The following is a 24,920-nucleotide window of genomic DNA, read 5'->3' on the forward strand; positions in this document are numbered from 1 at the left end:
AAAATCCTGCAGGGATTAGAAAAACCTTGCAGGATAATTTATTATTACTGCTTATATTCTTTTACTGCATCAATAAATGCTTTGGCGTGGTCTATTGGAATATGAGGTAGAATTCCGTGCCCTAGATTTACGATGTATTTGTCTTTTCCGAATTCGTCAATCATTTCGTGAACCATTTTCTTGATCACAGGAATTGGAGACATTAGTCTTGAAGGGTCAAAATTTCCTTGCAAAGTGATGTTTCCACCTGTCAAGTATCTAGCGTTTGTTGGAGAACAAGTCCAATCTACTCCAAGTGCAGAGGCGCGGCTTTTTGACATTTCGCCAAGTGCAAACCAACATCCTTTTCCGAAAACGATTACCGGAGTTTCATCTGCCAACGCTTCGATAATCTGATTGATATATTTCCAAGAGAATTCTTGGTAATCAGCTGGAGCTAACATTCCGCCCCAAGAATCAAAAATCTGAACTGCATTTACACCAGATTTTACTTTTTCTTTTAGGTAAAGAATTGTGGTATCGGTAATTTTTTGAAGTAAAACGTGTGCAGCTTCTGGATATTGAAAACAAAATCCTTTTGCTTTATCAAAACTTTTTGAACCTCTTCCTTCTACAGCATAACACATAATTGTCCAAGGTGAACCTGCAAATCCGATAAGTGGAACCTCATCGTTAAGCATCTCTTTGGTCAATTTAATAGCATCAAAAACGTATTGTAATGTTTCGTGAACATCTGGAACTATTACTCTTTCTACATCTTGAGGTGTGCGAATTGGATTTGGAACAAAAGGTCCAAAATCTTCTTTCATCAATACTTCAAGTCCCATTGCTTGCGGAATTACAAGAATATCTGAGAATAAAATCGCTGCATCTGGAGCAATTCTTCTTATAGGTTGTACGGTAATTTCGGCAGCAATTTCAGGTGTTCTACAACGTGTAAAGAAATCGTATTTATCGCGCAAGGCCATAAATTCTGGCAAATATCTTCCCGCCTGACGCATCATCCAAACTGGTGGTCTTTCGACAGATTCACCTTTTAAAGCTCTTAGAAATAAATCGTTTTTTATCATTGTAATTAAATTTTTTATCTAAAGTGATTTAGATGTTTTATAATAATTTAGAACCTGAATAATTGTATTCTCAACCGTTTGAACAGTTGCAATATGAATCTGATCTTCTGAAACATATCGATTAATTAGCGCTTGGGAAGTCGTTCTGCCAATGCAGAAATACTGCTGATCTTTCTCCAAAGAATTTTCCATTAAATAACTATCTACTCCACTTGGACTGAAAAATAATATAGCTTCCGCCGAAGATTGGATCATTTGTGGCGACAAAACCGTTTTATAAACTTCAATTTCGTTATAGCTGATATTATGATCCTTGAGACCTTGAGGAATCGTTTCGTGTCTTAAATTTCCAGAGAAAAAAGTATATTTTCTATCCGAATATTTCGAACCGAGAATTTCTACAAGTTCCGCAGCATAATTGGTAAATTCCAACACTTCAAAACCATTTTTCTCTAATAAATCTTTGGTTTTAATTCCAACACAAAAAACTGGTTTAGACTTTAAATCCCCCACTTTCGAAGTTTTTAAAACTGAAGTTACCGAATTTTGACTAGTGAAAATTAGATTCTCGTTTGTGTCTTTAATTTCAACCGCATAATATTCGATGCTAATAAAATTGGCTTCAACCACTGTCAGCCCAGCATTCAGCAGAAACTGCTTCTGATTGGGTCGTAATATTTTTGTGGATAAAACTCGAACTGTATCGTGCATCGCAATATTCTTTATAGAAAAATCAGGAGGATTATTTTTTTAAGTCTTTCTTAATCTGAGCCATAATAACATCTCCGCCTCTTGACAGGATTTCTCTGGCACATTCCTGTCCAAATTCTGCGTACTCATCGATACTTATTGTCTTTTCGATGTCAATTTTCTGAGCACCATCAAGAGAAAACAATCCGCCTTTAAAGCGAATTTCATCGTCAATAATTGTAGCAAGTGCCCCAATAGGAGCTGTACATCCACCTTCAAGAGTCTTTAAAAACATTCTTTCAACGTGGGTGCAAATTTCTGCTTCCTGATTATTTAATTTGGCAACAGCCTCCTTACAATAATCATCGTTTGCCATCACCACAACCACCATCGCGCCTTGTGCAGGTGCGGGAATCATCCAATCTAGTTCTTGAAAATTCGCTGGTTTTTTGTTGATACGGTTTAGTCCGGCAGCAGCAAATACTGCTCCTTCCCAAGGATTGTCGGCAAGTTTCTGCAGTCTTGTATTTACATTTCCACGCAAATCTACAACCTGATGATTTGGATATCTATTAAGCCATTGTGCTTGTCTTCTCAACGATCCTGTAGCAATTGTGCAAGGCGCTTGAAAATCCACTTCGCCTTTTTTGACAATGATGTCAAGAGTACTTTCACGCTCCAAAACTGCAACTTGTTCTATTCCCAAAGGCAAAGCGGTCGGCACATCCTTCATAGAATGTACTGCTATATCTACCTGATTGGTAATCATTGCAACGTCTAAAGTTTTGGTGAAAATTCCTGTGATTCCAAACTCATATAATGGTTTGTCAAGAACGATATCTCCTACAGATTTGATGGGAACGATTTCGGTATTATAGCCTAAATCTCTTAGTTTATCTTGAACGTGATTGGCTTGCCAGAGTGCAAGTTCACTATCTCTAGTTCCAATTCTGATGATTTTTGTCATTTTGCCAGCGCTTCAATTTGAAAGATCTTTTCGATCCATTCGATACTTTCATCTACCATTGTGTCATCATCTTTAAGGTGATTGGCAAAATGAGTAGTTATTTTTTGAATAATTCTATTGCTAATAATTTCTGCTTGCTCTTCGTGAAAATCGCTGAATTTCTTACGCTGAAAGTTTAGTTCATTCTGCTTGATCGAATTCAGTTTTGCTTTAAGTGCAAAAATTGTTGGAGCAAACTTGCGGTCTTTTAGCCACGCTTTAAATTCGCTTTTTACCTCTTCAATAATCGCTTCGGCAGCAGGAATTTGTTTTTTTCTATTGATAAGAGTTTCGTCAGTCATTTGTGCGAGGTCATCCATGTGCACAAGAGTAACTCCTGGAATTGACTTCACATTCTCGTCTACATTCTTTGGAATCGATAGATCAAGAATAAGCAAAGGCTTTTTTATATTTAAAATTGCTGCATCAACAGTTGGCTTTTGAGCTCCTGTTGCAACAATTAGAACGTCTGCTTTCTGAATTTCTAACTGAAGATCGCTGAAGTCTTGCACGATAAGATTAAATTTTCCAGCAACTTCTAGCGCTCTGTCTTTGGTACGATTAATCAGTGTGATGTGATCATTTTTGGTATGCTTTACTAAATTTTCACAAGTATTACGACCAATTTTCCCTGTACCAAAAAGAAGAATATTTTTATTTTTAAGATCCTCGATACTGCGCATTATGTACTGTACAGATGCAAAAGATACTGAAGTAGCACCCGAACTAATTTGAGTTTCGTTCTTAATTCTCTTACTCGCTTGAATCACACAATTAATAAGCCTCTCCATAAAAGCGTTGGTAAGACCCATATTTTTCGCTTCTGCAAAACCGTTTTTTATCTGGCTTATAATTTCAAAGTCACCTAGAATCTGACTATCTAATCCCGTACCAACTCTAAATAAATGATTAACTGCCTCATTGTTTTTATATACATAGGCAACTTTTTGGAAATCTTCAACTGTACCTAAACTATGATTGCATAAAAGCTGAATTAATTGGAAAGGGTGCTCTGCATAACCGTAAATCTCAGTTCGATTGCAAGTAGAAATAACGATTAAACTTTCCAAACCATTTTCCTTCGCTTCCGCTAAAAGATTTGTTTTTGCTGCCGAATCTACACTAAACTTTCCTCTCATACCGGCGTCAGCTTTCTTGTAGCTTAGTCCAATAGCGTAAAAGGTTAGGTGCTTCGACGAGTTGTAATTTTCCATATTTGAAGATATCTCTTTAAGACGATACAAAACTATCGCTATCTTACCGATGAAAGTAACGCTAGAAGTACTTTTTATAACGCTATAAGCTTTTAGAATTATAAATCGTTTCTTTTTAGTAAAATAGCGTAACTTTGCAATGAAATCAGCTTGTTAGAGTGGTTCAATTTAGAGTTGTTCTAAATAAGAATCTCTCAAATGTTAAATTTTATTTTAAAAAAACATCGCTATGGGTTCTCCCGAAATTATTACAATTGAAGAAGATTTCATTATAATCAAATCTGAAAACAATACTTCAGAAACTGAATTTGTCTCGCATTCTGTGAGTACTGGCCTGATACAGTTTCATTTTCAACTGAAAGGAAAGTCGAAATTTATTTTCAATAATGGTTCGTATGCATTGGAACTTCGTGATAGTAAATCCCTGTTTTTATACAATCCGCAGAAGGAGCTTCCGCTAAATTTAGAACTAGGCGCAGAATCTTGGGTGATCACAGTTTTGATTTCCATCAAAAAATTTCACGCGTTGTTTTCCAATGAAGCAAATTATATCAGCTTTCTAAATTCCGATAATAAGGACAAAAAATATTACAAAGAAGAAGATGTAAGTCCGTCGATGGCAATCGTGCTTAGTCAGATGTTTCATTACAACCTTCACTCATCAATCAAGAATCTTTACTTTAAAGGAAAAGGTTACGAAATTTTAAGTCTCTACTTTAATCAGAGCGAGGATCCAGTTTCTGAGCAGTGTCCTTTTTTAAGTGATGAAGACAATGTGCTTAAAATTCGAAAAGCAAAAGACATTATTATCGCCAATATGACCGAGCCTCCCGGACTTCAAGAGTTGGCAGATCAGGTGGGATTGACTTTGAAGAAATTGAAAATGGGTTTTAAACAAATTTATGGCGACACAGTATTTGGATTCCTCTTCGATTACAAAATGGATTACGCTCGAAAATTACTCGACAGCGGTTCGTATAATGTAAATGAAGTAGGTCTCAAAATTGGCTACAGCACCGGAAGTCACTTTATTGCTGCTTTTAAAAAGAAATATGCCACTACTCCCAAAAAATATTTAATGTCTCTTGTAGTTAATGAGACGAAATAAAAAAATAAGTTCAAAAAAAATAAATATACTGTAATATGAAGGGTGTTTTATTAGTAAATCTAGGTTCTCCTCAAAGTCCAACTCCAAAAGATGTAAAGCCATATCTTGACGAATTCTTGATGGACAAATATGTGATCGATGTTCCGTTTTTATTGCGTGCATTGTTGGTTCGCGGAATTATTTTGCAAGCACGTCCTAAAAAGTCTGCCGCGGCTTACGCCAAAATCTGGTGGCCTGAAGGTTCACCACTTATTGTATTATCTGAAAGAATGCACAAGAAAGTTGAGCCGAAATCAAAAGTTCCAGTATCCCTAGCAATGCGTTATGGACAGCCGTCGTTAAAATCTGGATTGCAGGAATTGGTAGATCAAGGTGTAACTGAAATTATGTTGTTTCCGCTGTATCCTCAGTATGCAATGGCATCGACAATGACAATTGTAGAGCTTGCAGAAGATTTACGCAAAAAACATTTTCCACAAATCACGTTTACCCACGTACCTGCTTTTTACAACAAACCAGATTACATCAAAAATCTATCTGATTCGATTAAGGATTCATTGAAAGATTTTGAGTACGACCATTTATTATTTTCATACCACGGAATTCCAGAAAGACATATTCGCAAAACAGACGTTACCAAATCTCACTGTAAGATAGATAAGAGCTGCTGCTCTACCCCATCACCAGCGCACGAATTCTGTTACCGTCATCAATGTTACGAAACTACAAGACTTGTAGTTGAAAAATTGGGAATTCCAGAAGGAAAATACAGTCAAACTTTTCAATCAAGACTTGCTGGAGACAAATGGCTTGACCCTTATACCGATGTGGAGATAAATAAATTACCTGAGAAAGGCGTGAAAAATCTTGCTGTTGTAACACCAGCCTTCGTTGCCGATTGTCTTGAAACTTTGGAGGAAATTGCAATGGAAGCAAATGACGAATTTCTTGCTCACGGTGGAGAAAAATTCCACACCATCCCTTGTCTTAACGACGATGAAGCTTGGACCGATACTGTTGCTTCTTGGATTAATGATTGGGCTGTAGCCAAATAAAATTAGCCTATTATTCTATGGAATATTATAATTATATCAAATCCCTGCATCTCATTTTTGTAATCACTTGGTTTGCAGGGCTTTTTTATATCGTCCGACTTTTCGTTTATCAGATTGAAGCCGCTTCCAAAGAATCTCCCGAAAAGGAAATTTTGCAAAAGCAATATAAGATTATGACCTACAGATTGTGGTATATTATCACTTGGCCTTCGGCTGTATTAGCAACACTTTTTGCAGTTGTCTTACTTATAATGATGCCCGAATGGCTGAATCAAGATTGGATGCATGTCAAGCTATTCTTTGTTTTAATGCTATTTTTATATCATTTTAAATGCCAGCAGATATTTACTTCTTTGCAAAATGATGATGTGAAATACACCTCAAATTATATGCGAATCTTTAATGAAGGTGCGACTTTGATTTTGTTTGCAGTGGTATTCTTAGTGATTTTAAAAAATGCTTTTAATTGGATTTTTGGAGTTATCGGAATCTTTGCATTTTCGATTATCTTGATGCTAGGATTTAAACTGTACAAAAGAATTCGAGAAAAAAACCAATAGCGTATGGCGTTTAGCTTTAATATATCGATGTTGTCGTTGCGAACAAGAATATTCATTACGATGATATTGCTGATTGTAGTGTCATCTGTATTACTAGCGTCAATTTCGATTATTCAATTTAAAAGTGAGGCAAAACAGTACCATCAAGAACGATTAGAAAATAAGGAAAATGCTATTAAGGAGCATATAAACTATATTCTTTCGACCACCACTTATCCGCTTACCACCGAGAATTTACCGCTGATTTTTAAAGATAGAATTTACGAACTTTCGGACATTCATAATTTGGAAATCAACATTTACGATCTTCAAGGAAATTTATTAAAGTCGTCTAAAGCAGCTTTTGCAATTGATCCTGTATCGCCGCCGATTCCGCAATATATTGTAAAGCTTGTTCAATCTTCGGTTGAAAAAAGATATGTTGATATTAAGAATATTGACGGCAAGAAAAACCGAAGTTCCTTTAGTCAGCTTAAGGACGATAAGTTTAAACCGATGGGGATTTTGAATCTACCTTACGTTGAAGATGACGGATTTTACGAACGAGAACTTCAGAATTTCCTGTTACGTCTTGGTCAGGTCTATTCTTTTACCTTATTAATAGCTTTTGGATTGGCGTATATTCTTTCGACTTATATTACAAAATCATTAAAAACGATCTCGGATAAGATTAATGAAACAACCTTACGTCAAAAAAATCAGAAGATTTTAGCTAGAGCAAATAGTAAAGAAGTTGATTTATTGATTCAGGCATACAACGCAATGGTTGATGAACTTGAAGAAAGTGCCGATAAACTTGCGCAAAGTGAACGAGAAGAAGCTTGGCGCGAAATGGCCAAACAAGTCGCTCACGAAATTAAGAATCCTCTGACTCCAATGCGATTGACCGTTCAGAATTTTCAACGAAAGTTTGATCCCGACGATCCAGATTTGATTGTAAAACTGAACGATTATTCGAATATTTTAATTCAGCAGATAGATACAATGAACTCAGTTGCCTCAGCGTTTTCGAGTTTTGCTTCAATGCCAGCACAGCAAAACGAAACCTTGAATGTTGTGGATGTTGTGGAATTAGCTTTGGAAATTTTCAATGAAGAATTTATAAGTTTCCATAGCGAAGAAGAAGTTATCAAAACGAAAATTGATCGTACTCAATTGATTCGGATTATTACAAATCTGGTAAAAAATGCGATTCAGGCAATCCCTTCAAATGTAGAAAACAAATACGTTAAAGTTAGCATTGAACGCGTTGATGAATCTGTACATATTAAAGTAGAAGATAATGGTGTGGGAATCGCAACTGCGAATTATCGACATATTTTCGAACCGAAATTCACCACAAAATCTAGCGGAATGGGATTAGGTCTCGGTATTATCAAAAATATCATCGAAAATTACAAAGGAACTATTACATTTGAATCAGAAGTAAACGAAGGAACTGTTTTTACGGTTTCCTTGCCAATTATTAAAAATTAAAAAATCATAGAAATGACATTTGAAAACATACTTATTTCCAAAGAAAATTCGATTCTAACTCTTACAATCAATCGTCCAGAAAAACTGAATGCACTTAACAAAGCGCTTATTCAGGAGATGCACGATGCTATGAAAGAGATCGAGAAAGACAACGAAGTTCGTGTTGTAGTAATAACAGGAAGCGGCGCAAAAGCATTTGTTGCTGGAGCAGATATTTCGGAGTTTTCAGATTTCTCTATAGAAGAAGGTGCTCAACTTGCAGCACAAGGACAAGAATTGTTGTTTAATCTAATCGAAAACTTTTCGAAACCAGTAATTGCGGCGGTTAACGGTTTTGCACTTGGTGGCGGATTAGAGCTTGCAATGGCCTGCCACTTCCGTGTTGCATCTGACAATGCCAAAATGGGATTGCCAGAAGTATCTCTTGGAGTAATCCCTGGATATGGCGGAACACAACGTTTACCTCAACTTGTAGGAAAAGGAAAAGCAATGGAACTTATTATGACTGCTGGAATGCTAACGGCAGATGAGGCTAAAGAGTTAAAATTGGTAAACTATGTAGTTACTCAAGAAGAACTTCTTGCACATTGCTACAGTATTGCTCAAAAGATCATCAAGAACTCTCCAATGGCTATTAGAAAAGCGATTAAAGCGGTTAATGCAAACTTCCAATACGGAGTAAATGGATACGAAACTGAAATTAAAGCTTTTGGATATTGCTTTGGAACTGCAGATTTCAAAGAAGGAACTACAGCTTTCTTAGAAAAAAGAAAAGCAGTTTTCGCTGGAGAATAATTCGGCAAAAGCCTAAAATAATAAAGGAGCAACTTCAACGGTTGCTCCTTTTGTATTTTATAAATCTATCAAAACTTAAAATCCCTTCGTTCCACATTCTTCGAAGAAGTTTTCGAGGAACAACTCCATAAACTGATGCCTTTCTTGAGCGATTTTCTTTGCAGTTTCGGTGTTCATTTTGTCTTTTAAAAGCAACAACTTTTCGTAGAAATGATTGATCGTTGGCGAATCAGATTTTTTATATTCTTCCTTAGTCATTGAAAAATTTGGTGTAATTTCAGGATTGTACAAAGCTCTATTTTTAAAACCTCCATAATTGAAAGTTCGAGCGATTCCCACCGCGCCAATTGCGTCGAGTCTATCGGCGTCTTGTACAATGTCGAGTTCAATAGATTTAAATTTCTGATCGAAGTTTCCACCCTTGAAAGAAATATTTTCGATAATAATAATTACCTGTTCGATAACTTCCGTGGCAACTTCTTGCTTAGAAAGAAATTCTCGAGCAATCTGAGGACCTCTGCTTTCGTCTCCGTCGTGAAACTTACTGTCGGCAACATCGTGTAGCAAAGCGCCTAGTTGAACCACGAGAAGATTGCAGTTTTCACCTTTGGCAATCTTTACTGCATTGTTCAAAACTCTTTCGGTGTGAAAATAATCGTGTCCGCCTTCAGCATCTTGTAATTGCTGTTTCAAGAATGTTTTAGTGTCTTCTATTAATTTTATATCGCTTGTTGTCATCATAATTTAATGATTTGAAATACTTGATTTTGTTTTGGGGCACGGATTATAAATCCGCGCTATCGGTTTAGGTAAATCCGCGCTATCGGTTTATAAATAATTGTAACCGATCATTCTAGCAACCTTTTACTTAAAACACTATTAAGAGAATCTATTCTATTTAAAACTTCATTGCTGTTCTCATTAAATATTTTATTGTCGATATTAAAGATTTTTAGAACAATAGCATCTGAAGCAATGGAAGAGTCTGAATTGGTATCTTGTAATACAACTTCATCTTTTGAAATCTTTAGAATGTGCAATTTTGAATCATTTAAGGATATTGAATCGTCCTTAGTAAGTAGAAATTTGTTTGAGTCAATCTTATCTCCATTGTCCAAAAATTCAAGGTTTTTTGTTTTTGAATTGTAGGAGTAGCGGAAAAAATCATTGTTATTATTAAAATACCAAAGTGTATATCCATTATTATAAGAGTCTCTATCATTTGACTCTATATACCAAATCTTCGCATTGTTATTGGTTAAAAAATAAGTCCGATTATCTTGCAGAGAATTATTACAAGATGTCGTAGTAAGAAAGATTAAAGCAATGCATCTTTTCATAGTTATAAATTTATCCATATTAAGGATGATTTTAAAAGTACAGCATAATTTTTATGAATGTAATTTAGGTGACTTCCAAATGGAAATTCATTTTGCTACTGATCATTTTTGAATGTTTTCTGACTACTTATATTTACCGATGTTGCAAATCGAATATACCTTTATTAATTTACTAACTGCCTTTCTAGCACAAGTCTTGCGCTAATTTCTTTCGGCGAAAGCCAAAAAAAAATTCTGTAAAAAGAAAATGTTGGAATCAAAGCGCAAAACTTCAAATCCAACATTTTTATGAATTTTAATCTAAATTATTTTGTAGCTGGCTCAACCCACTTAAATATTGTAGACTCTTGCGGAATCACCATTCTCTCAGATATTCTGGCCATTCTAGCTGGTAATTTCATCAGATAATCACGTGCTTTTTCAGCTTCGGATGTAAGATTTGTAATTTTGTCAATTTCCCATCTCACCATCAAACGCTCCATAATATCCACATAATCCATCGCTGTGTAAACACCAATTCGCTGTGCAGAATCTGAGAATTGCTCAAATGCTGTTCCGATTTTATTTCCTGATTCTCTCAAGAAATGCGCAGGCATTACGATTTTTTGCTTCATCATATAATGGAAAGCAAGCATCATTTCGCTTGGGTCAACCTTAAAAATTCTGTCCACAAATTCGCTATAAGCGTGGTGATGACGCATCTCGTCACCAGCAATCATCTTACACATTTTAGACAATTTATGGTCGCCATATTTTTTTGCCATTTGCGACACACGGTTGTGAGAAATATAAGTTGCAAGCTCTTGAAAACTCGTATAAACAAAGTTTTTGTAAGGATCAGTACCTGTACCAATATCAAAACCGTCACTTATCAGGTGTTGAGCAGTAATTTCTACCTCACGCATATTCACGCGTCCAGAAAGATACAAGTATTTATTAAGCACGTCACCGTGTCTATTTTCTTCACCTGTCCATTGTCTAATCCAACGAGACCAACCATTCCCTTCAGTCTGATTGATTCCTTCGACATCCATTAGCCAAGATTCATAAGTAGGCAACGCTTCTTCGGTAATTGTATCACCTACCATCACAACCCAAAAGTCGTAAGGTAAATCTTTCGCTATTTCGCGTAATTCCTTCACCTCATCATAGAAACTTTCTTGCTGTGAATTTGGCAAGAAGTCTGTTGGCTGCCATATAGTGTCAATCGGAATAAGAAATTGATTTGTATAAGTATCAATATCTTTTTCCAAGAATTGCATTACTTCCAATCGTTTATTTGTAATTGCCATAAGTCTTTAATTATTATATTTTAAATCTCCCACAACATCTGCCTCAGCTTTTGCGATGATTTCGTCGGCAGTAGCGCTATTTACGGCAATCGCAGGATGAATTTTTATTGTAATATGATTTCCTAAACCTACTGGAAAAAAGCCAAAACGCATCATTTTCCAGGAATTATTTATAGATATTGGCACCACATAAGCATCGGGCGCCGCCTTCATTAGTACTTTTAAGCCAGTTGCAGCAAACGGTTTCGGCGTGCCAGTTTTACTTCTTGTTCCTTCTGGAAAAATCGCCGCTGCCCGATTGTATTTCTGTATGTATTGACCAAGTCCCTTTATTGCCGGTATTGCCTGTTTTGGTTGATCTCTATCAATTAAAACCGATCCTCCTTTTCTTAAATTATAAGAAACACTCGGAATTCCCTTACCTAATTCGGCCTTACTCACAAATTTCGGATGAAATTTACGCAAATACCAAACCATCGAGATGATATCATACATACTTTGATGATTAGCTACCAAAATAAGCGGAACTCCCTCAGGAATTAATTCTCGATTGCTCACTTTGTAAGTTGTACCAAGCATTCTCGTGCAAACTATCAAGCAAAGATTTAGATAATCCACACTTACTTTATGAGCTTTATATCCAAAAACATTAAAACAGACCCATTGTATTGGATGAAAAACCACCAAAACAAGTCCGAATAATAAGTAATAAATCGCCGATAAAGGGTAAGAAACTATCTTTTGCATACTGCACTTTAACAACAAGCAAAAGTATGAATTATATTTTAAAATTTCATAGCTACAACGGCTTTATAATGCACAGAAATGAACATTTGAACGATCATAAATCTATTTATTACATACTTTTTCAGCCAATAATATACGAATTTAATAATTTATACTTTTACAAGCCTCATTTTCGAAGATTTAAAACTACACTTTTTGCTATCATCACCATAATTTTTATACGCTTACGCGAAAGTTATAAAGATGACGACTTTGCTAGACAGCATCGATTTAAAGCCGATTACTAGCATCTAAATGACACTTATCATAATCGAAAAATTAAAACGAGAATTTTTTCGCTTACGCGAAAGTTAGAAAAACGAAATCTTCTACAAACAAGATTAAATCTAAGTCGATAACAAGCTTTAAATTGCAATTTTAGCAACACAAAAAAATAGTTAAGAATTTGACTATTACCATCCTTAGAATGGTTTGAAGACAGCAAAAAAAATAGTATTTTTACAAAAAAGTTATTATGGCCAAAGAGAAAGAAAAAGACGCTACTAAAATGAGCTCGGAGAAGGAAGCAAAACTTAAAGCATTGCAACTTACCCTTGACAAACTTGACAAGACTTACGGAAAAGGAACTGTAATGAAAATGGGCGACAAAGCAATCGTAGAAGTAGAGACCATCTCTTCTGGATCGCTAGGTCTTGACCTTGCACTTGGTGTAAACGGATATCCTCGAGGTAGAGTTATTGAAATATACGGACCTGAATCTTCAGGTAAAACAACATTGACCCTTCACGCAATTGCCGAAGCTCAAAAAGCTGGTGGTATCGCTGCTTTTATCGATGCAGAACACGCATTTGATAGAAATTACGCAGAAAAGCTTGGAGTAGATATCGAAAATCTAATTATTTCGCAGCCAGACAACGGAGAGCAAGCATTAGAAATTGCCGAAAACCTAATTCGTTCGGGCGCAATTGATATTGTGGTAATTGACTCAGTTGCTGCTTTGACTCCAAAAAGTGAGATTGAAGGCGAAATGGGAGATTCAAAAATGGGTCTTCACGCACGTTTAATGTCTCAAGCATTAAGAAAACTTACCGGAACAATTAGTAAAACCAATTGTACAGTATTTTTCATTAACCAATTGAGAGAGAAAATCGGTGTAATGTTCGGAAATCCTGAAACTACAACGGGAGGAAATGCGCTTAAATTTTACGCATCTGTTCGTATTGATATCCGTCGTTCATCTCAAATTAAAGATGGAGATAACGTAATTGGAAACCGTACGAAAGTGAAAATCGTAAAAAACAAAGTAGCACCACCATTCAAGGTTGCTGAGTTTGATATTATGTATGGAGAAGGAGTTTCAAAAACAGGAGAAATCTTGGATTTGGCAGTTGAATTCGAAATCGTGAAAAAAGCAGGATCTTGGTTTAGCTACGGAGATACAAAATTAGGACAAGGTCGTGATAGTGTGAAAGTACTTATCAAAGACAATCCAGAACTAGCCGATGAGCTAGAACAAAAAATTAAAGACAGAATTAAAGAAAATCTTTAATTTCAAAAACCCGCTGCTAGCGGGTTTTTTTGTACTTTGAAATGGCGTTTTTAATGTTTTTTATTCAAATCTTTTCTCAACTCTGAAATTGCAAACGCAGTTGCTTTCGCTTCAAAACTGGTTCTTGTTTGAGTACCAACTTTGCCATATCTTTTGTCAAGATGTTCGCCAAGAGTAGTTATGTTTTTATTTTTCCTTTCCATTTTATATAAATCTTAGTATTGGCTTAGACGCGCACTCCCTCCAATTCCTCCTCAACCTTCTCCACTCCCTGAAACTCCAGCAATGCCTCCAAAATCTGTTCTCTAGATTTATCTCTAATCCCCTTTACATTCATTTTGCTATCGTCAAGACCTTCAGTTTCTACAAACCCGCAGAATTTAGCTCTCATAATGCCTGGACTTCCACTAAAGAACGTATAAGAGAATCGCTTTTTATTATCGGCGAAAGCCAAAGGAACAATCGGAATATGATGGCTTAAGGCCAATCGGAACGCACCATCTTTAAAGTCGTCAAGCAAAATACTTTCGTCATCCGGAACTCCTCCTTCTGGGAATATGCAAATGCTCAAACCTCTATTTAATCTTGCTTGTGCTCTTTCAAAAACCTGCATTCTACTTTTCGAACTACTTCTATCAACCAAGATGCAAGTTCTTTTATAGAAAAATCCAAATAACGGAATCTTCGCTAGTGACTGTTTTCCAACAAAAACAAAAGGATGTTTTACCACCGCCAGCATCAACATTACATCGGTTATCGAAGTATGGTTGGCAATAAACATATAGCTTTTGCCTTTTTCTAATTTCTGCCTTTTTTCAACTTTATAATAAAAACCCATTCCGAAGAGAATCGTTTTTGCCCAAATTCTCGCCATTGCAAAATAGTAGGGATACCACTTTTCTCTAGAAATCGAAATCAGTAAAAAAGGCAACATTATAAGGATCGGCAGTCCCATTAGGATGTAGAACCACACGCGCCACAAGAGCCAGCCAATCTTCTTTATTAATTTCATAAGTTCAAAAGTAATCAATACGACTATACCAATTTTTAAAAATACACTAACTTTGCTTCAAATTTATTTCAAATGGCAAAAATACTTACTGGCGTTCAGAGTACTGGAACACCACACTTGGGAAATTTGTTGGGAGCGATTATCCCAGCAATCGAATTATCAAATAAACCTGAAAATGATTCTTTCCTATTCATAGCTGATTTGCATTCAATGACGCAAATCAAAGATGGAGCTCAACTGAGAGCGAACACTTTAAGTACTGCTGCAACTTGGCTGGCCTGTGGAGTAAATATCGAAAAAACCACTTTCTACCGACAGTCAGATGTTCCTGAAACTGCTGAATTGTCGTGGTACTTAAGTTGTTTTTTTCCATTTCAAAGACTAACATTAGCACATTCTTTCAAAGACAAATCAGATAGACTTGACGACGTCAACGCGGGACTTTTCAGTTATCCGATGTTGATGGCCGCCGATATCCTATTATATGATGCCGAATTTGTTCCCGTAGGAAAAGATCAACTGCAACATATCGAAATTACTAGAGATGTCGCAGCGAGATTCAACCATCAGATGGGCGAAACTTTTGTACTTCCTGAATCATATCTTCAAGAAAACACCAAATATGTTCCTGGAACAAACGGTGGGAAAATGAGCAAGTCTGCAAATAATTTCATCAATATTTTCTTAGCTGACAAAGCTTTGCGCAAGCAGGTAATGAGTATCGAAACGGACAGTACCGCACTTGAAGATCCGAAAGATCCTGAAACCTGCAAAATCTTTGCAATCTACCAACTTCTGGGAACTGATGCGCAAATCGCTGAACTACGTGAAAAATACAAAAATCCAAACCGCGATTTCGGTTGGGGACACGCAAAACAAGAATTGTTTGAGTTGATTATTTCTAAATTCGAAAAAGAAAGAAGCCTCTACAATTATTATATGGAGCATCCAGAAGAAGTTGAAGAAGCACTATTAATAGGAGCCGCAAAAGCACAAGTAGTTGCAAAAGGTGTTCTTAGCAGAGTAAGAGGGAAATTGGGTTATAGAGCGTAAATCATATTATTAAAGAGCTGTTGAAGAATTTTCGGCAGCTCTTTTTTAATCATTTATTCTATTTTGATATCCATTCCAAATATTATTCAAATCTTCGAGAGCTTTTTCACTGATGATATAATCCGTCATTATTTTTGGAAGTGATTATGCAGTATATCTAAATTTTCTTTCCTGTCAAAATCGTGAATCTTTCTGCTTTTTTCTCCAATTTCTAATTCGCTGAGCAAAGACTGTTTTTGAATTTCTTCTTTTTCAAAATGTCTTAATGCAGTTCTAACAACTTCACTAACAGAACTATATCTTCCTGTTGTTATCTGACCATTGATGAAATTCTCATAATAATCTCCAATTATAATCGATTTATTTCGTGCCATAATTTTCAGTTTTAAACAAAATACCAATTTATGGTATTGATAGAAACGAGTTCTAGTTTCTTTAGATATTTTTTGTGCCTCGCGAAATTCACTTAAAATGGCGAGTAGGAGAAAGAAGATGTGAAATAACAACACTAAAGTTTCAGCACCGCTCTTCGATGGTCTCTGACCTCGAAGCAGGTTCATTTCTAATTTAACTTATATTTTATAAACACAATATATTCCCGCTCTTCGATGGTCTCTGACCTCGAAGCAGATTCATTTCTAAATAAACCTCGCATTTTTTACAAACACTATATATTGTTCAACAAACTCAATCAAGGTACAAATTCATATCGCCTCAAACATCTTCCCCGGCAACGGTCGAGCCACGCCTTTAAGTTCAAGATTTAGAAGAATAGACGACAATTTATAAATCGGCAATTGACATTTAATGGCAATCAAATCCATCTCTGATTTCCCGTTTGCCTGCATATAGTCGTAAACTCTTTGCTCGTCAGGTTCGAGTGTAATAAAAAGCTGCTTTTGAATCACTTTCTTTCTGTTCTCCAATTCCCAATTTAGAATATACATAACATCTGCCGCCGACGTTAGCAAGTTTGCCTTTTGGGTTTTTATCAGATTGTTACAACCTTGGCTAAACTTATCCGAAGTTCTGCCCGGCACCGCAAATACATCGCGGTTGTAGTCATTTGCAAGATTTGCAGTAATAAGCGAACCACCTCTTTCTGCAGATTCAATTACAATTGTAGCTTCAGACATTCCTGCGACGATGCGATTCCGCCGAACGAAATTCTCTTTGTCAGGATTTCCACCACTCCAAAACTCAGTTAAGAAACCGCCGTTCTCCTCAATCCTGCGAACATACTTTTTGTGTACCGCCGGATAAATCTGACTCATTCCGTGAGCGACCACCGCAATCGTCTGAAGTCCCATATCCATTGCCGCTTGATGCGCGACGATGTCCACACCATAAGCAAAACCGCTTACAATAATAGGATTTAGAGGCGCAAGATCTGAAATCAACTTTCGGCAAAATTCCGTTCCGTGAGATGTGATTTGCCGAGTGCCAACGATGCTGATGATTCGAGGATTTTCCAAATCGATATTTCCCGTACTAAATAACAGTACGGGTCCATCATAGCAATGTTTTAGGCGCATCGGATAATTATCATCCTGAAAATACATCGTCTGTATCTGATGATTCTGAATATATTGTAGTTCATTTTCAGCCTTTTCAAAAATTGATTTGTCTGTAAGATTCTTGATGATTATCGAGCTAATCTGATTGATAGAAGCAAGTTTATTTTTGGGTGTTTTAAAGATTTCTTCGGCACTGCCACAATGAGCAATAAGTTTTTTGGCCATAACATCGCCTACTCCATCCACTTTCTGAAGCGCCAAAACGTACAACAAATCATCTTCTTTCATAGGTATCGATTTGAAACTGAAATGTATACAATTTTCTCGAAATTGTTAATAAAATTTGTTGATAAAATTATATTCCTTCAAAGCTTTGCTTAACTTTGTTTTTATGAAAATCGCACAGCACATTTCGCAGCTTTTGTATAGATACCAATGTGTTATGGTACCCGGTTTTGGTGCATTCCTGACTGAAACTCAGTCGGCACAAATGCAGCAAGGCACACATACTTTTTTCCCGCCGAAGAAACTTTTGTCTTTCAATGCACAGATAAAAAATAACGACGGACTTCTTGCCAATTATATCGCACGTCACGAGAATATCTCTTACGAAGAAGCGGTTGTAATGATTCAGCACGAAGTTGCAATTTGGCAGTCTATGCTTGATACAAATCAAGCAGTCACACTCAATAATATCGGATTTTTAAGTCTCAACGACGATCATAATATTGTGTTTTCTCCAAACACCCAGAAAAATTACCTTGCCGAGTCCTTTGGTCTTAGCGCAGTAAATGTCGAGGCGATTGAGAGAATTGCAGTAGAGAATTTATTGGCAGCAAGTGAGCAGCCAAATACTGTTTTTGAGCGTAAAGTTGAAGTTGTACAAGACGAAGTTGCCGAAACTCCGGTTATCGCGATGGACACTCAAAAACGCCGTCCTTACCTGCATTACGCAGCTGTTTTAGTTTTGGCTTTGGCAGTTACTGGAAGTGTAGGATATAATTTTTTCCAAACACAAGTCGCAGCCGAAACTCTGCAAGTTCAGAATGAAGTTCAGCGAGAAGTTCGTGCCAAAATTCAAGAGGCGACTTTCTTTATCGAGAATCCAATTCCTTCGGTGACACTCAATGTTCGCGATACCAAAATGCCGTATCACGTTGTTGCTGGAGCTTTCAGAAACGTTGAAAATGCAGACAAAATCTTTCAGAAATTGAGTGATGCAGGTTATAAATCCAAAAAGCTAGAGGTGAATAATTTCGGATTAACCCCGGTTATTTATGGCAGTTTTTCATCCTATACAGAAGCTTACAAGCTAATGAAAACGATTCAGAAAACCGACAATCCTGACGCTTGGCTTCTTATCAAGGAATTATAAGGTCACATAAAATATACTTACAATCCGCATTTTCCCTTAAAGGAATTTGCGGATTTTTTTTTGGGCGTGTCCCTTTGGGCCGGGCTTTCCACTCCCACTCTTTGTTGTAGCTTTTGCTCCGCAACGCCACAACAAAGGAGTTCCGCTACAATCCCTCACGCAGACTTGTGGTGAGATTGAAGTGAGGTGGTTGAAAGATGATACTTTTCATATTTACTCTATCTAAAACTCAAATAGCATTCCTCACGCAAACTTTTGGTAAAATTGAATTGAGGTGGTTGAAAAATTTATTGTTTTAAATCTACACTATCTAAAACTGCATACTCAAACTTGTCATTTCGACGTAGGAGACCCGAGCAAAGCGAACGGGCGAAGCAAATCACATAATACTGAATTTGATTTCCTGTATAACTAGACTCGAATTATTTTCTAGAAATTTGAATTTTGGAGAAAGAAGAATTAGCATCAAATGAGTCCCTTCCTTCGTCAGGGTGACAAAATTGCGTATTTGGCTTGTGAGTGAACTAAATGCTTCGAGGTCACAGACCATCGAAGAGCGAGACCTAAGATCGAGCATCAAATGAGACCCTTCCTTCGTCAGGGTGCAAAATTGCGGATTTGGTTTGTGAGTGAATAAAAGGCTTCGAGGTCACAGGCCGTCGAAGAGCGAGAAATAAGAAACTAGCATCAAATAAGACCCTTCCTTCGTCAGGGTGACATGTTTGTGGGAGATGGTTTGCGCGTAAATTTTCTAATGGTGTGTAGTTCTTTATAAGTTCAAAGGAATGAGATTGAGTAGCAAATGAGACCCTTCCTTCGTCAAGGTGACAAGATTGCGGGAGATGGTTTGCGCGTAAATTTTCTAATGGTGTGTAGTTCTTTATAAGTTCAAAGGAATGAGATTGAGTAGCAAATGAGACCCTTCCTTCGTCAGGGTGACAAGTTTGCGGGAGATGGTTTGTGAGTGAACTAAAGGCTTCGAGGTCACAGACCATCGAAGAGCGAGTCACAGACCATCGAATAGCGAAAATTACAATTTTGGAGAATGAAGAACTAGCCTCAAATGAGACCCTTCCTTCGTTAGGACGACAAGTTTGCGGGAGATGGTTTGCGAGTGATCTAAAGGCTTCGAGGTCACAGACCATCGAAGAGCGAGTCACAGAACATCGAATAGCGAAAATTACAATTTTGGAGAATGAAGAACTAGCCTCAAATGAGACCCTTCCTTCGTCATGGTGACAAGTTTGCGAGAGATGGTTTGCGAGTGAACAAAAGGCTTCGAGGTCACAGACCATCGAAGAGCGAGTCACAGACCATCGAATAGCGAAAATTACAATTTTGGAGAACTAAGAACGAGCCTCAAATGAGACCCTTCCTTTGTCAGGGTGACAAGTTTGCGTATTTGGTTTGCGAGTGAACTAAAGGATTCGAGGTCACAGACCATCGAAGAGCGAGTTCAAAGGATTTAGTTTGAGCCTCAAATGAGACCCTTCCTTCGTCAGGGTGACAAGATTGCGTATTTGATTTGCGAGTGAACGAAAGGCTTCGAGGTCACAGACCATCGAAGAGCGAGAGCGAGTCACAGACCATCGAAGAGCGAGAGTTCAGAGGAATTAGTTTGAGCCTCAAATGAGACCCTTCCTTCGTTAGGACGACAAGTTTGCGGGAGATGGTTTGCGAGTAAATTTTCTAATGGTGTGTTGTAGTTTATAAGTTCAAAGGAATGAGATTGAGTAGCAAATGAGACCCTTCCTTCGTCAGGGTGACAAGATTGCGGGAGATGGTTTGCGAGTGAACAAAAGGCTTCGAGGTCACACACCATCGAAGAGCGAGTCACAGAACATCGAATAGCGAAAATTACAATTTTGGAGAACGAAGAATTAGCATCAAATGAGACCCTTCGTTCGACAGGGTGACAAGATTGCGGGAGATGGTTTGCGAGTGAACAAAAGGCTTCGAGGTCACAGACCATCGAAGAGCTAGAATATCGAATAGTGAAGTTGATAAGTTTGAAAAAGCAGCCTATTCTTAAGCACCAGACACCTTTTTTGGACTTCTCTAGCCCCGATTGCAGCGGAAATCCTGCGGTGGCAAACGACATTGCGCACTGCGCGGCAAGAGCGACCAACGGAAGCTCCTTGCCGCGCAATGTGCGCAAGGAGTTTTGCCGCTGCAGATTGAAGTGGAAAGCGGGATTAAGCTCTAAAAAAAAATCATAATATAATTGACGGCTATTCCTATAATCGAGATGTATACAAACAAAAAAGCCTTCAGGAATTGAAGGCTGGTCATTGAAAATTTTAGAAATTAGTAACTGTATGTTACAGTCAAATACTCGGTGTTATTTGGACTACTATCATCGAAAATGGCTGCCGAATTAACTTTTGTTGGATAACCATTTGAATTATAAATGAAAGAATTCATCATATAATTCTGATTTTCATTTTGTAATATAATCGAAATAATATTTTTCGCTCTTCCGTGTAATTCATAATCACCTACTACAGCGTCTGCAATTTCAGCATAACCTGTTACATTTTTCATTGGATTATTATTGCTGTCGTATGTGTATACATATGTATTTCCGTTGGATTGAACTTCTTTTGAAATTTCACCATTTGTATAAGTCATTGTACTGGTTTCGGATGGTAGTCCAACTGTAGTTCGAGTTACAGTATTGTTAGAATTGTAGGTGTAAGTATAAATATCATCACTACTATCTGACATAAATCTGTGACGGTATTCAGTCAATTTCCCCGCTGGATTATAAGCAAAAGTTTCTTTTGTGTAAAGCGTACCATCTACAAAATATTCTACTTTAGTGATTAAGTCACCTGAATAAAAGAATTTGGAGAAAGAACCATCATTATATTGCTCTTTAAGTAGCTTATTTCCGTCATAAAAATAGTCAGCTGTGAAATTTAGACCATCGCCGTTTGCTTGCTGATAGACGGCACGCTTTAACAATATATCAGTAACTGCTGGGTTTGTAGCTGGTCCATCATCATTACTTGAGCAAGAAGAAAGTGCGACGAAACTAATCGCGCTCAAAAATAAAAAAATTTTTTTCATAGGTTTGGTCTGTATGGTTAACAATTAATTAACATAATGCCAAATATATAACTTTTTGTGAATTGCCAAATCTTTTTTTTACCAGAACGAAGATTTATTCTAAAATCTTAAATTTGTCCTAGACAGTCCGATTTGTAAACTCACAATACTATCTTTGTTAAAAAAAAGAATGCAAGCAAAAACACCTTCAGAATCTGCTACGATCGCTACTGATATCGTATTACCAAGTGAGACAAATCCGCTGAATAACCTATTTGGAGGAGAACTTCTAGCGCGTATGGATAGAGCCGCGAGTATTGCTGCACGACGACACGCGAGACGAATTGTCGTGACAGCTTCTGTAAATCACGTGGCTTTTAATAAAGTAATTCCGCTGGGAACGGTGGTTACAATTGAGGCGAAAGTTTCTAGAAGCTTTAATACTTCGATGGAAATCTTCTTGGATGTGTGGATTGAAGAGGTAACTTCGGGACTTCGTAGTAAAGCTAACGAAGCTATCTATACCTTCGTTGCAGTAGATGACTCGGGAACACCGACAAAAGTTCCTGAACTTAAACCTGAAACAGAACTTGAGATTGAACGTTTTTCTGCAGCATTGCGCCGTAAACAGTTAAGTCTTGTGCTTGCCGGAAAGATGAAAGCACATGATGCGACGGAGTTGAAAGCATTATTTAGTTAGTCTTAAGTTGACAGTTGACAGTTTACAGTGGCTGAGGAGTAGCTATCAGCTGTCAGCATTAAGCTCTTAGCTTTTTGACTTAGGAAAAATATCGAGTTGTCGTTTTTAATAAATAATAATTGATGACTTAATTGCAGTTGAACTATGTAACAATTTATTAAAAATTGTTATCTATCTTTCAGCATCAATTAACTAATTGCAAACTGAAATCCGTCAGTTGTGACAAATTAAAACTATTCCGAAGTCATAACCTTAACTGGAAATTTTCAACTACTAAAAATAACTGTTAACCGATAACTGTAAACTTATAACTATATTAAAACTGTAACCTATGAGAATATTTTATTTCCTTTCGCTACTAATCTGTGCAACTTTGATCAGTTGTGGCAGCACAAATTCTGAAGATAATTTACTAGTTATCGTGAAGTACAAAACACAACCAAATAAAAATATCGATGCGATAGTTGCCTTAAAAGCATTAGTTGAACAAGCTGAAAAAGAAGATCATTTTGTTGAACTGAAGATTTATGTTGATCCAGATGATAACTCGACTATTCTTGTTCAAGAAGAATGGGAAGACGCCACATATTATAAAAATGATCATATGAAAACTGCACACTACCAGAAATTCATGACTGACTCACCTGCCTTTTTAGTTGGAACTCCAGAGATTAGTTATTGGAATTTGAATTCAGCATATAGGAAGTAGGCTGTTAGCCTTTAGCTGTCAGCGATTAGCTTTTAGCTATCAGCTTTCCTTAATGATGCGTAGACCTAAATTAAAAAGTCTCTAAGAAGGTATTTTTACCTTCTTAGAGACTTTTTTTATTCTGAATCTTATGATCAAAGTTCAATCTTCAAAGTAACTTTATACTTATTTTCGATCTTTTAGATTATTTTAATTTTTTAGATTTTTTAGATTATTTCAGTTATTTAAGATTTCTCGGAAATCTTTAAATTTTTGAATCTTTAAATCTTTAAATTTCTCCTCCTACATTCCCGACAACCACTGCTGTGGATTTACGTAAGTTGCATTTTGGGAGATTAGGAATTTGATAACTGTCGCTCCGGTTTCACCGTTGGTGTTGACCGTTCCGATGCTTTGTTTTAAACTTACTTTATCTCCTTTATTAACTGTAACGTGGTTTAGGTTTTGATAGACCGAGAAGAAATCCCCATGTTGAATAATTACAATTTTATTAATTGGCGATAGTACCATCACACTACTCACTTCTCCGCCAAAGACAGCTCGTGCGATAGCTCCTTTTTCTGTAGTGATTTCCACACCACTATTATAAATTACAAGTGATCTGTGCACTGGGTGTGCTTGTTGGCCATAACCTAAGGTTACAACTCCACGTTCTACAGGCCACGGAAGTTTATTCTTGTTGGCTCTAAAGTTGGCAGCTACAATTTCGCCTTCTGGTGTTAATGCAATTTTTGTTGATGATACTGGCGCAGCTTTGGTTGAAGCAGCTTCAGCTGCCGCTTTCTTAGCTGGCGCCGAACTTGGATTTGCTTTTGCTAATGCAGCAGCTTTGGCCGCAGCTTCAGCAGCAGCTTTTCTGTTGGCTTCGGCAATTGCAGCACGAATAAGACGATCGATTTCTTTGTCGATTTTCTTGCTTTCTTGCTCTTTCTTGCGAATATCAGTAGTAATATTCTTCTTATCCTTCAAAATTCCCTGGAAAATCTTTTCAGTGTCTTTACGTTCTAATTCCAACGATTCTTTTTCCTTGCGATTTTCAACAAGAAGTTTTTCTTTTTCGGCTTTCTGACCTTTTAATGTTTCATTTAAAACTTCCAGATCCTTAGTTTTTTTCTTAAGCTCTTCTCCCTGCGATTTTCTAAATCTCGCATATTGCTTCATATATTGTGCACGTTTGTAGGCTTGAAGAAAACTTTCTGATGATAATAGAAACATCGCTCTACTCTGCTCCGATCTACTTTTGTAAGACTTGACAATTAGCTCAGCATAATCTGCACGCAATTCTACCAACTCTTTTGTAAGTTCGTTAATCTTCTTTTGATTGATATACATATCATTTGCCAAAAGTTTGCTTTGCCTTTCGGTAGTTTGGATAAGTTTCTCTTTTAGACCAATCTTATTTTTTTGAAGTAATAATTCGCTAGTGGTCGATTTTTCTTTTGTCCGTACCGATTTTAAGAGCGCTTGATTTTCTCGTATCTCCTTTTGTATCTGCAATTTACGTGCTTCAAGTTTGTCTTGGGCCGATTGACTCCACGACAATGAAGTGATCAAAATAAAGAATAGGCTTAAAATAAATTTCGGCATTTTTGAATAAGATT

25 protein-coding genes are annotated in these 24,920 nt (G+C 36.8%); 11 read left to right on the forward strand and 14 right to left on the reverse strand.

What is annotated here, in order from left to right; translation table 11 throughout:
* Positions 1-44 precede the first annotated feature (44 nt).
* Genes hemE through hemA form a run of 4 tightly spaced genes read right to left on the reverse strand, consistent with a single transcriptional unit; the run spans position 45 to position 3,980 of the window.
* Positions 45-1,070, reverse strand: coding sequence for a uroporphyrinogen decarboxylase (hemE, locus tag SBO79_RS02830; protein WP_318641630.1), 1,026 nt, complete (start codon positions 1,068-1,070; stop codon positions 45-47).
* Positions 1,071-1,088: 18 nt separating this feature from the next.
* Positions 1,089-1,781: a uroporphyrinogen-III synthase gene (locus SBO79_RS02835; RefSeq protein WP_318641632.1), complete on the reverse strand. Its 693-nt coding sequence runs from the start codon at positions 1,779-1,781 to the stop codon at positions 1,089-1,091.
* Positions 1,782-1,812: 31 nt separating this feature from the next.
* Positions 1,813-2,727: a hydroxymethylbilane synthase gene (hemC, locus tag SBO79_RS02840; RefSeq protein WP_318641634.1), complete on the reverse strand. Its 915-nt coding sequence runs from the start codon at positions 2,725-2,727 to the stop codon at positions 1,813-1,815.
* Positions 2,724-3,980 (reverse strand): glutamyl-tRNA reductase, encoded by a 1,257-nt coding sequence (gene hemA / locus SBO79_RS02845; protein WP_318641637.1) that lies wholly within the window; start codon positions 3,978-3,980, stop codon positions 2,724-2,726. Before hemA ends, hemC begins: the two co-directional genes overlap by 4 nt.
* Before the next feature lie 229 nt (positions 3,981-4,209).
* Here hemA and SBO79_RS02850 point away from each other — a divergent pair, with 229 nt between their 5' ends.
* The 5 genes from SBO79_RS02850 to SBO79_RS02870 are packed head-to-tail and all read left to right on the forward strand — an operon-like array spanning position 4,210 to position 8,974.
* Positions 4,210-5,088: an AraC family transcriptional regulator gene (locus SBO79_RS02850; RefSeq protein WP_318641638.1), complete on the forward strand. Its 879-nt coding sequence runs from the start codon at positions 4,210-4,212 to the stop codon at positions 5,086-5,088.
* A 35-nt stretch (positions 5,089-5,123) separates the two neighbouring features.
* Positions 5,124-6,143: a ferrochelatase gene (gene hemH, locus SBO79_RS02855; protein WP_318641641.1), complete on the forward strand. Its 1,020-nt coding sequence runs from the start codon at positions 5,124-5,126 to the stop codon at positions 6,141-6,143.
* A gap of 17 nt (positions 6,144-6,160) precedes the next feature.
* Entirely contained in the window at positions 6,161-6,703 is a 543-nt protein-coding gene (locus SBO79_RS02860) for a CopD family protein (RefSeq protein ID WP_318641643.1), read from the forward strand.
* 3 nt (positions 6,704-6,706) lie between these two features.
* Positions 6,707-8,179, forward strand: coding sequence for an ATP-binding protein (locus tag SBO79_RS02865; RefSeq protein ID WP_406600240.1), 1,473 nt, complete (start codon positions 6,707-6,709; stop codon positions 8,177-8,179).
* Positions 8,180-8,191: 12 nt separating this feature from the next.
* On the forward strand, positions 8,192-8,974 hold the full coding sequence (locus SBO79_RS02870) for an enoyl-CoA hydratase/isomerase family protein (RefSeq protein ID WP_318641645.1): 783 nt from the start codon (positions 8,192-8,194) through the stop codon (positions 8,972-8,974).
* Between the two features lie 75 nt (positions 8,975-9,049).
* Here the strand turns inward: SBO79_RS02870 and SBO79_RS02875 are convergent, their stop codons facing one another.
* The 4 genes from SBO79_RS02875 to SBO79_RS02890 all read right to left on the reverse strand — a co-directional run bounded on the left by SBO79_RS02875 (position 9,050) and on the right by SBO79_RS02890 (position 12,353).
* Positions 9,050-9,712 (reverse strand): HD domain-containing protein, encoded by a 663-nt coding sequence (locus SBO79_RS02875; RefSeq protein ID WP_318643411.1) that lies wholly within the window; start codon positions 9,710-9,712, stop codon positions 9,050-9,052.
* Positions 9,713-9,822: 110 nt separating this feature from the next.
* Positions 9,823-10,314: a hypothetical protein gene (locus SBO79_RS02880; RefSeq protein ID WP_318641647.1), complete on the reverse strand. Its 492-nt coding sequence runs from the start codon at positions 10,312-10,314 to the stop codon at positions 9,823-9,825.
* A 305-nt stretch (positions 10,315-10,619) separates the two neighbouring features.
* Complete coding sequence (locus SBO79_RS02885; RefSeq protein WP_318641648.1) at positions 10,620-11,606, reverse strand: acyl-ACP desaturase; 987 nt, start codon at positions 11,604-11,606, stop codon at positions 10,620-10,622.
* A 6-nt stretch (positions 11,607-11,612) separates the two neighbouring features.
* Positions 11,613-12,353 carry a lysophospholipid acyltransferase family protein gene (locus tag SBO79_RS02890; RefSeq protein ID WP_318641650.1) on the reverse strand — a complete coding sequence of 247 codons (741 nt, stop codon included), beginning with the start codon at positions 12,351-12,353 and terminating at the stop codon, positions 11,613-11,615.
* Between the two features lie 26 nt (positions 12,354-12,379).
* On the opposite strand from SBO79_RS02890, the gene SBO79_RS02895 reads away from it, so the two are divergent.
* A complete protein-coding gene (locus tag SBO79_RS02895) occupies positions 12,380-12,640 on the forward strand; it encodes a hypothetical protein (RefSeq protein ID WP_318641652.1) in 261 nt (86 codons plus the stop codon).
* A 260-nt stretch (positions 12,641-12,900) separates the two neighbouring features.
* Positions 12,901-13,902, forward strand: coding sequence for a recombinase RecA (gene recA, locus SBO79_RS02900; protein ID WP_318643412.1), 1,002 nt, complete (start codon positions 12,901-12,903; stop codon positions 13,900-13,902).
* A gap of 50 nt (positions 13,903-13,952) precedes the next feature.
* On the opposite strand, the gene SBO79_RS02905 is transcribed toward recA, so the two are convergent.
* Positions 13,953-14,105, reverse strand: coding sequence for a hypothetical protein (locus SBO79_RS02905; RefSeq protein WP_318641654.1), 153 nt, complete (start codon positions 14,103-14,105; stop codon positions 13,953-13,955).
* A 23-nt stretch (positions 14,106-14,128) separates the two neighbouring features.
* A complete protein-coding gene (locus SBO79_RS02910; RefSeq protein WP_318641656.1) occupies positions 14,129-14,914 on the reverse strand; it encodes a lysophospholipid acyltransferase family protein in 786 nt (261 codons plus the stop codon).
* Positions 14,915-14,986: 72 nt separating this feature from the next.
* On the opposite strand from SBO79_RS02910, the gene trpS reads away from it, so the two are divergent.
* The gene (gene trpS / locus SBO79_RS02915) at positions 14,987-15,967 is read left to right on the forward strand and encodes a tryptophan--tRNA ligase (RefSeq protein ID WP_318641658.1); all 981 of its coding nucleotides are present in this window, start codon (positions 14,987-14,989) and stop codon (positions 15,965-15,967) included.
* Between the two features lie 128 nt (positions 15,968-16,095).
* Here the strand turns inward: trpS and SBO79_RS02920 are convergent, their stop codons facing one another.
* A complete protein-coding gene (locus SBO79_RS02920) occupies positions 16,096-16,341 on the reverse strand; it encodes a type II toxin-antitoxin system ParD family antitoxin (RefSeq protein WP_318641660.1) in 246 nt (81 codons plus the stop codon).
* Between the two features lie 330 nt (positions 16,342-16,671).
* Positions 16,672-17,772 carry a DNA-processing protein DprA gene (dprA, locus tag SBO79_RS02925; protein WP_318641662.1) on the reverse strand — a complete coding sequence of 367 codons (1,101 nt, stop codon included), beginning with the start codon at positions 17,770-17,772 and terminating at the stop codon, positions 16,672-16,674.
* A 103-nt stretch (positions 17,773-17,875) separates the two neighbouring features.
* On the opposite strand from dprA, the gene SBO79_RS02930 reads away from it, so the two are divergent.
* On the forward strand, positions 17,876-18,859 hold the full coding sequence (locus SBO79_RS02930; RefSeq protein WP_318641664.1) for an HU domain-containing protein: 984 nt from the start codon (positions 17,876-17,878) through the stop codon (positions 18,857-18,859).
* 2,307 nt (positions 18,860-21,166) lie between these two features.
* Here SBO79_RS02930 and SBO79_RS02935 read toward each other — a convergent pair.
* On the reverse strand, positions 21,167-21,931 hold the full coding sequence (locus SBO79_RS02935; RefSeq protein WP_318641666.1) for a hypothetical protein: 765 nt from the start codon (positions 21,929-21,931) through the stop codon (positions 21,167-21,169).
* A 169-nt stretch (positions 21,932-22,100) separates the two neighbouring features.
* Here SBO79_RS02935 and SBO79_RS02940 point away from each other — a divergent pair, with 169 nt between their 5' ends.
* Together SBO79_RS02940 and SBO79_RS02945 are read left to right on the forward strand one after the other, a co-directional pair.
* Positions 22,101-22,610: an acyl-CoA thioesterase gene (locus SBO79_RS02940; protein WP_318641669.1), complete on the forward strand. Its 510-nt coding sequence runs from the start codon at positions 22,101-22,103 to the stop codon at positions 22,608-22,610.
* A 331-nt stretch (positions 22,611-22,941) separates the two neighbouring features.
* Positions 22,942-23,319, forward strand: coding sequence for a putative quinol monooxygenase (locus SBO79_RS02945; RefSeq protein WP_318641671.1), 378 nt, complete (start codon positions 22,942-22,944; stop codon positions 23,317-23,319).
* Between the two features lie 282 nt (positions 23,320-23,601).
* Here SBO79_RS02945 and SBO79_RS02950 read toward each other — a convergent pair whose 3' ends face one another.
* Positions 23,602-24,906 carry a murein hydrolase activator EnvC family protein gene (locus SBO79_RS02950; protein ID WP_318641673.1) on the reverse strand — a complete coding sequence of 435 codons (1,305 nt, stop codon included), beginning with the start codon at positions 24,904-24,906 and terminating at the stop codon, positions 23,602-23,604.
* Positions 24,907-24,920: the final 14 nt, after the last annotated feature.

This window comes from Flavobacterium ardleyense (genome assembly GCF_033547075.1).
Taxonomy (GTDB): domain Bacteria; phylum Bacteroidota; class Bacteroidia; order Flavobacteriales; family Flavobacteriaceae; genus Flavobacterium; species Flavobacterium ardleyense_A.